The organism is Pseudomonas sp. HMSC065H01 (assembly GCF_001815235.1).
In the GTDB taxonomy this organism is placed as follows: Bacteria; Pseudomonadota; Gammaproteobacteria; order Pseudomonadales; family Pseudomonadaceae; genus Pseudomonas; species Pseudomonas aeruginosa.
In genome coordinates this window covers 1-6563 of sequence record NZ_KV819845.1, presented here as the reverse complement: position 1 = coordinate 6563, position 6563 = coordinate 1, and the positions used below count along the sequence as shown (strand labels likewise).

General features: G+C 69.3%; 5 protein-coding genes and 1 pseudogene. 5 read left to right on the top strand and 1 reads right to left on the bottom strand.

The features are described from left to right. Positions 1-62: 62 nt before the first annotated feature. Entirely contained in the window at positions 63-866 is an 804-nt protein-coding gene (locus HMPREF3014_RS04805) for an IclR family transcriptional regulator (protein ID WP_016263551.1), read from the bottom strand. A 160-nt stretch (positions 867-1026) separates the two neighbouring features. On the opposite strand from HMPREF3014_RS04805, the gene hmgA reads away from it, so the two are divergent. From hmgA to hbcR, 5 genes and pseudogenes are all read left to right on the top strand, one after another. Continuing rightward, entirely contained in the window at positions 1027-2325 is a 1299-nt protein-coding gene (gene hmgA / locus HMPREF3014_RS04800) for a homogentisate 1,2-dioxygenase (protein WP_003100397.1), read from the top strand. A gap of 4 nt (positions 2326-2329) precedes the next feature. After that, entirely contained in the window at positions 2330-3628 is a 1299-nt protein-coding gene (gene fahA / locus HMPREF3014_RS04795; RefSeq protein ID WP_003100400.1) for a fumarylacetoacetase, read from the top strand. Next, positions 3625-4263 (top strand): maleylacetoacetate isomerase, encoded by a 639-nt coding sequence (gene maiA / locus HMPREF3014_RS04790; protein WP_016561820.1) that lies wholly within the window; start codon positions 3625-3627, stop codon positions 4261-4263. The genes fahA and maiA overlap by 4 nt, the downstream gene beginning before the upstream one ends. 84 nt (positions 4264-4347) lie before the next feature. Beyond that, the gene (locus HMPREF3014_RS04785) at positions 4348-5700 is read left to right on the top strand and encodes an MFS transporter (RefSeq protein ID WP_003088580.1); all 1353 of its coding nucleotides are present in this window, start codon (positions 4348-4350) and stop codon (positions 5698-5700) included. Between the two features lie 68 nt (positions 5701-5768). Then, positions 5769-6563, top strand: a pseudogene (gene hbcR / locus HMPREF3014_RS04780) (sigma-54-dependent transcriptional regulator HbcR); the annotation flags it as partial.

The following is a 6563-nucleotide window of genomic DNA, read 5'->3' as shown; positions in this document are numbered from 1 at the left end:
GGCGGATAACCGCGAGCGGTTATCCGCCCTACCCGACGTCGCGCCCAGGCTCGGAGACTGCGTCATCCACCCTGGGTGCCGTCATACCCCATCCGCCAACTGATAGCCCGAGTCGTCGCAAGCAGCCGTTCCGCCGCCGGCCCCTGCTCCTCGGCCTGAAAGATGCTCGCCGGGCCGACCACCGTGAGCACCGCCGCCACCCGCCCGCGGGCGTCGAACACCGGTGCCGAGAGCGCCTCCACCCCAGGCATCAGCAGCCCATGGATCGCATGCAGGCCGCGCGCGCGGATGCCCTCCAGGAGCACCGCGTAGGTCGCCGGGTCGGCCAGCGGATGGTCGGTGCGCCCGGCCAACTCTTCCTCGCGCAGCTCGGCCACCTCGCGTTCCGGCAGGAACGCGGCGAACACCAGGCCGGTGGACGAACCGAGCAGCGGCAGCACCGAGCCGACCTGGGTGACCACCGTCACCGCGCGCACCGCCTGTTCCACCTGTACCACGGTGGCGCCACGGTTGCCCCAGACGGCGAGGAAGCAGGTCTCGTTGAGCACGTCGCGCAGCTCGGCCAGCGGCGCGGCGGCGCTCTTCAGCACGTCCATGCTGTCCAGCGCCGCCAGGCCCACGCGCAGGGCCTCGCGCCCCAGCGAGTAATGATTGGTGGAGGCGTCCTGGACCGCGAAGCCGCTGGCGATCAATGCCTGCAGATAGCGATGGACCTTGCTCGCCGGCATCCCCACATGCTCCGCCAGGCGCGACAGCGAGGTCGCCGGGGAGAGTTCGGCGAGGGCCTTGAGGATATCGGTACCGACTTCGGCGGAGCGGACCTTCTGCTTGCCGGAGGTTTCGGCGGGACTGCTGTTCTTTTCCATGGACGCGGGTTCCTGCGGGCGGGGCCGACGTTATAGCTTGACGCTGCTTTCCACTCAAATTACGTTATGCGTAATTGAATTACGATAAAAATAACGCAGCCAGCGTGCCAGGTCCTCGGCGGATCGGCGGCAAGCTGCCCCCACTCCCCGGAGGCCTCAGATGAACCTCGACTCCACTGCCCTCGCCTATCAATCGGGCTTCGGCAACGAATTCAGCAGCGAAGCGCTCCCCGGCGCCCTGCCGGTCGGCCAGAACTCCCCGCAGAAAGCGCCCTACGGCCTGTACGCCGAACTGCTCTCCGGCACCGCCTTCACCATGGCTCGCAGCGAGGCCCGGCGCACCTGGCTGTACCGCATCACGCCGTCGGCCAAGCATCCGCCGTTCCGCCGCCTGGAACGACAGATCGCCGGTGCCGAACTGGATGCGCCGACTCCCAACCGCCTGCGCTGGGACCCGCTGGCACTGCCCGAGCAGCCCACCGACTTCCTCGACGGCCTGCTGCGCATGGCCGCCAACGCGCCCGGCGACAAGCCCGCCGGCGTGAGCATCTACCAGTACCTGGCCAACCGCTCGATGGAGCGTTGCTTCTACGACGCCGACGGCGAACTGCTGCTGGTCCCGCAATTGGGCCGTCTGCGCCTGTGCACCGAACTCGGCGCGCTACAAGTCGAACCGCTGGAGATCGCGGTGATCCCGCGCGGGATGAAGTTCCGCGTCGAGCTGCTCGACGGCGAGGCACGCGGCTATATCGCCGAGAACCACGGCGCGCCGCTGCGCCTGCCCGACCTCGGCCCGATCGGCAGCAATGGCCTGGCCAATCCGCGCGACTTCCTGACCCCGGTGGCGCGCTACGAGGACAGCCGCCAGCCGCTGCAACTGGTGCAGAAATACCTCGGCGAGCTGTGGGCCTGCGAGCTTGACCACTCGCCGCTGGACGTGGTCGCCTGGCACGGCAACAACGTGCCCTACAAGTACGACCTGCGCCGCTTCAACACCATCGGCACGGTCAGCTTCGACCACCCGGACCCGTCGATCTTCACCGTGCTGACCTCCCCCACCAGCGTCCCCGGCCTGGCCAACATCGACTTCGTGATCTTCCCGCCGCGCTGGATGGTGGCCGAGAACACCTTCCGTCCGCCATGGTTCCACCGCAATCTGATGAACGAATTCATGGGCCTGATCCAGGGCGCCTATGACGCCAAGGCCGGCGGCTTCGTGCCCGGCGGCGCCTCGCTGCACAGTTGCATGAGCGCCCACGGCCCGGACGCGGAAAGCTGCGACAAGGCCATCGCCGCCGACCTCAAGCCGCACAGGATCGACCAGACCATGGCCTTCATGTTCGAGACCAGCCAGGTCCTCCGGCCGAGCCGTGCCGCCCTCGAGACGCCGGCCCTGCAGAATGACTACGATGCCTGCTGGGCGTCGCTCGTATCCACCTTCAACCCGCAACGGAGATAACCCCATGAACCAGCCAACCCCCACTCGTAGCTGGGTCGCCTCCGCCAATGGGCATGCCGACTTTCCCCTGCAAAACCTGCCGCTGGGCATCTTCAGCCGTGCCGGCCTGAGCCCGCGTTGCGGTGTGGCCATCGGCGACTCGATCCTCGACCTGGACGCGGCGCTGGCCGCCGGGCTGTTCGAGGGTGCCGCCGGCGAAGCCGCCGAAGCCACCCGCGGCGGCGCGCTGAACGCCTTCTTCGCCCTCGGCAAGCCGGCCCGCGTGGCGCTGCGCCAGCGCCTGCTGGAGCTGCTCGGCGAAGGCGCCGCGGAGCGCCCGGAACTGCTCCATCCGGCCGCCGAGTGCCAAATGCACCTACCGGCCAGGATCGGCGACTACACCGACTTCTACGTCGGCATCCGCCATGCCGAGAACGTCGGCAAGCTGTTCCGCCCGGACAACCCACTGCTGCCCAACTACAAGCACGTGCCCATCGGCTACCACGGCCGCGCCTCGACCGTGCGCGTCTCCGGCAGCGAAGTGCGCCGGCCCAACGGCCAGACCCTGCCGGCCGGCGCCAGCGAGCCGGTGTTCGGCCCCTGCGCGCGCCTGGACTACGAACTGGAGCTGGGCATCTGGATCGGCCAGGGCAACGCCCTCGGCGAAGCCATCCCGGTTTCCCGCGCCGCCGAGCACATCGCCGGCTTCTGCCTGCTCAACGACTGGTCGGCGCGCGACATCCAGGCCTGGGAATACCAACCGCTCGGCCCGTTCCTGTCGAAGAGCTTCATCACCAGCGTCTCGCCCTGGGTGGTCACCGCCGAAGCCCTGGAGCCGTTCCGCCGTGCCCAGCCAGCGCGCCCCGAAGGCGACCCGCGGCCGCTGCCGTATCTCTACGACGACAACGACCAGGCCCACGGCGCCTTCGACATCGAGCTGGAGGTCCTGCTGCTCACCGAGGGCCTGCGCGAGAAAGGCCTGCCGCCGCAGCGCCTGACCCTGAGCAACAGCCTGAGCATGTACTGGACGGTGGCGCAGATGGTCGCCCACCACAGCGTCAATGGCTGCCAGTTGCAGCCCGGCGACCTGTTCGGCTCCGGCACCCTGTCCGGCGCCGAGCCCGGCCAGTTCGGCTCGCTGCTGGAGATCACCGCTGGCGGCAAGCAGCCGGTGCAACTGGCCTCCGGCGAGACCCGGCGCTTCCTCGAGGACGGCGACGAGGTCATCCTCCGCGCTCGCTGCAAGCGCGAGGGACATGTCTCGATCGGTTTCGGCGAATGTCGCGGCAAGGTGCTCGCGGCCCTTCCGGGGGCGCGCGGATGAAGCTCTATACCTACTACCGTTCCACCTCCTCCTACCGGGTGCGCATCGCCCTGGCGCTGAAGGGGCTGGACTACCAGTCGCTGCCGGTCAACCTGGTCCGCGACGGCGGCGAACACCGCCAACCCGCCTACCTGGCGCTCAACCCGCAGGGCCGCGTACCGGCCCTGCAGGTCGACGAGGGCGAGCTGCTGATCCAGTCGCCGGCGATCATCGAGTACCTCGAGGAGCGCTACCCGCAACCCGCCCTGCTCTCCAGCGATCCGCTGCGCCGCGCCCGCGAGCGCGGAGTCGCGGCGCTGGTCGGCTGCGACATCCACCCGTTGCACAACGCCAGCGTGCTCAACCTGCTGCGTCAGTGGGGCCACGACGAAGAGCAGGTCCGGCAGTGGATCGGCCACTGGGTCGGCCAGGGTCTCGCCGCCGTCGAGCAACTGATCGGCAACCAGGGCTGGTGCTTCGGCGACCGGCCGGGCCTGGCCGACGTCTACCTGGTCCCGCAGCTCTACGCCGCCGAGCGCTTCGGCGTGGCGCTGGACGCCTGGCCACGGATCCGCCGGGTCGCCGACCTGGCCGCCGCCCATCCGGCGTTCCGCCAGGCCCATCCGGCCAACCAGCCGGACACCCCGGCCGCCTGAGGGACCGCAGAGTCCCGCTCCTGAAGATAAAGGGGGGCGTCCGCCGGACGCCCCATCACCAATAAGAACCTCAGGTACCTTGCGATGCACAACCAGATCGCCAGCTTTCGCGCGGCGCTCGACGCGCGCCCCGTGTCCCGCTACCAGTGGCTGTTGCTGCTGCTCCTCGCCCTGTTGCTGGTCACCGATGGCTACGATGCCCAGGTGCTCGGCTACGTGGTGCCGACCCTGGCCCAGGAATGGGGCCTGGACAAGGCCGCGTTCGGCCCGGTGTTCAGCGCCAACCTGTTCGGCCTGACCGTCGGTTCGCTGCTGGTGACGCCGCTGGCGGACCGCTTCGGCATCCGCCGGGTGCTGCTCTGCTGCGTGCTGATCTACGCCAGCCTGACCGTCCTGATGGTCTTCGCCGGTTCCCTGGAAAGCCTGATGCTGGCGCGCTTCGTCTGCGGCATCGGAATGGGCGGGGCGATGCCCAGTGCCATGGCGCTGATGGCCGAGTATTCGCCACCGCGCCTGCGTACCCTGATGGTCACCCTGGCGGCCTGCGGTTTCTCCTTCGGCGGCGCCGCCGGCGGTTTCGTCGCCGCCGCCTTCATGGACGGCTTCGGCTGGCAGGCGGTGTTCCTCGCCGGCGGCGTCACCCCGTTGCTGCTGTTCCCCTTCCTCCTCCTGTTCCTCCCGGAGTCGCTGCCGCGCCTGCTCCGCGACGCACCGCCCTATGCCCGCCTGCGCCAGCTCAGCGAGCGTATGGCGCCGGGCTGGCAGCCGCCGCCGGCACAGGCCGACGCCGAGCCGGCGGCGAGCCTGACCGTGCTGGAGCTGTTCCGCCACGGTTACGCGCGGCCGACCCTGCTGCTCTGGGCGACCTTCTTCGTCAGCCTGATCCTGCTCTACTTCATGGTCAGTTGGCTGCCCTCGCTGCTCCAGGAAAGCGGCCTGACACGCAATGCGGCGAACCTGGCGACCTCGATGTTCCTCTTCGCCGGCACCCTCGGCGCGATGCTCCTGGCCTGGCTCGCCGACCGCCTGCGCAGCAAGGTCCGCCTGCTGGCGGCGATTCTCGCCGGCGCCGCGCTGTTCACCCTGCTCCTCGGCCTCAACCACGACCAGCCGCGCTGGCTGCTGGCGTTCGTCTTCGCCGCCGGCTTCTGCATCATCGGCGGGCAGTTGACCCTGAACGCCTTCGCCAGCAACTTCTACCCGGCCCAGGTACGCGCCACCGGCACCGGCTGGGCGCTGGGCGTGGGCCGCTTCGGTTCGATCCTCGGCCCACTGTTCGGCAGCCTGCTGCTGGGCATGCACATATCCGTGGAGAACATCTTCATGCTTGCGGCGATTCCCGCCGGGCTCGCCGCGCTACTGATCCTCCAGGTCCGCTCGCCCGCCGCCCAGGCGCAGCGGGAAAGCGCCGCCGCGCTGGCCGTCGAGGAATCCTGAGCCTTCACCGCGAGCGGCTTCCCGGCTACAGTGGCGGGCCGTTTCGCCGTCCGCCGCAGGAGCCGCCGATGAACGACGCCGACAGCCTCCAGGATTACCAACGCGTACGCCAGCAGGCGATCCGTTCGCTGTTCGAGATCGTCGAAGGCTCCAGCGAAGGCACGGTGATCGTCGACCGCGAGGCCCGCATCGTCTGGATCAACCAGCGCTACGCCCAGCGTTTCGGCCTCGCCGACCCGGCGCAGGCCATCGGCCGGCCCTGCGAAAGCGTGATCCCCGGTAGCCTGCTGCGCGAAGTGGTAGGCAGCGGCAAGCCGATCCTGCTGGACATGATGGACAGCGCGAAGGACCCGCTGGTGGTGATGCGCCTGCCGATCCACGACGACGCCGGCGAAGTGATCGGCGCCATCGGCTTCGCCCTGCTCGACGAACTGCGTTCGCTGTCGCCGCTGGTGACCCGCTACCTGAGCATGCAGCGCGAACTGGCCTCGACCCGCTCGCAATTGCAGGCGCGCCAGGCCAAGTACAGCTTCAGCCACTTCGTCGGCACCAGTCCGGCCAGCCTGGAAGTCAAGCGCCGCGCCCGTCGTGGCGCGGCCAGCGAAGCGCCGGTGCTGTTGCTCGGCGAGACCGGCACCGGCAAGGAACTGCTCGCCCACGCCATCCACAGCGCTTCGCCGCGGGCGCACAAGGCCTTCGTCAGCGTGAACGCCGCGGCGATCCCGGAAAGCCTGCTGAAGGCCGAATTCTTCGGTACCGCCCCGGGGGCCTTCACCGGTGCCGAGCGCAAGGGCCGGCCAGGCAAGTTGCAGGTGGCCCAGGGCGGCACGTTGTTCCTCGACGAGATCGGCGACATGCCGCTG

Coding starts and splice junctions, on each gene's coding strand:
- HMPREF3014_RS04805 (WP_016263551.1), bottom strand. CDS start 866: ATGGAAAAGAACAGCAGTCCCGCCGAAACCTCCGGCAAGCAGAAGGTC.
- hmgA (WP_003100397.1), top strand. CDS start 1,027: ATGAACCTCGACTCCACTGCCCTCGCCTATCAATCGGGCTTCGGCAAC.
- fahA (WP_003100400.1), top strand. CDS start 2,330: ATGAACCAGCCAACCCCCACTCGTAGCTGGGTCGCCTCCGCCAATGGG.
- maiA (WP_016561820.1), top strand. CDS start 3,625: ATGAAGCTCTATACCTACTACCGTTCCACCTCCTCCTACCGGGTGCGC.
- HMPREF3014_RS04785 (WP_003088580.1), top strand. CDS start 4,348: ATGCACAACCAGATCGCCAGCTTTCGCGCGGCGCTCGACGCGCGCCCC.